This window comes from Pseudoflavonifractor sp. MCC625 (assembly GCF_018784545.1).
In the GTDB taxonomy this organism is placed as follows: Bacteria; Bacillota; Clostridia; order Oscillospirales; family Oscillospiraceae; genus Pseudoflavonifractor_A; species Pseudoflavonifractor_A gallinarum.
In genome coordinates, this window is the sequence record NZ_WQOJ01000027.1 from 1 (window position 1) to 428 (window position 428).

Consider the following 428-nt stretch of genomic DNA (forward strand, 5'->3'; position numbering starts at 1 on the left):
GCGCCGATGAACTCGGTGGTCTCGCTGAGGATGGAGGTGCCGCCCTCCCGGACCATCAGGTCGGAGAGCTGGCCGATGAGCACGTTGGCAGCCAGGCCGCTGGTGGGATCGGAGCCGCCGCACTCGGTGCCCACGATGAGCTCGGAGATGGGGAACTCCTCCTTCTGGAGCATGGAGGCCTCAGCCACCATCTCCTTGGCATAGCGCACCGCCTGGTCAATGGCCTTCAGGGTGCCGCCGGCCTCCTGGATGATGACCTGCTTGAGGGGCTTGTTGGTCCGCTCCTGGATGGCCTTGACCACCAGGTCCATCTGGCAGTTCTCACAGCCCAGGGAGACCACCACGGTGCCGTAGACGTTGGGGTTGGCGGCAAAGCCGGCCATCACGTCCATGGTCAGCTGCTGGTCAGAGGCGACCTGAGAGCAGCC

1 protein-coding gene is annotated in these 428 nt (G+C 65.4%); it reads right to left on the minus strand.

What is annotated here, in order from left to right:
• Positions 1-428, minus strand: a 428-nt coding sequence (locus GPK94_RS07345) for a UxaA family hydrolase (RefSeq protein ID WP_215655373.1), incomplete at both ends; no start/stop codon positions are given.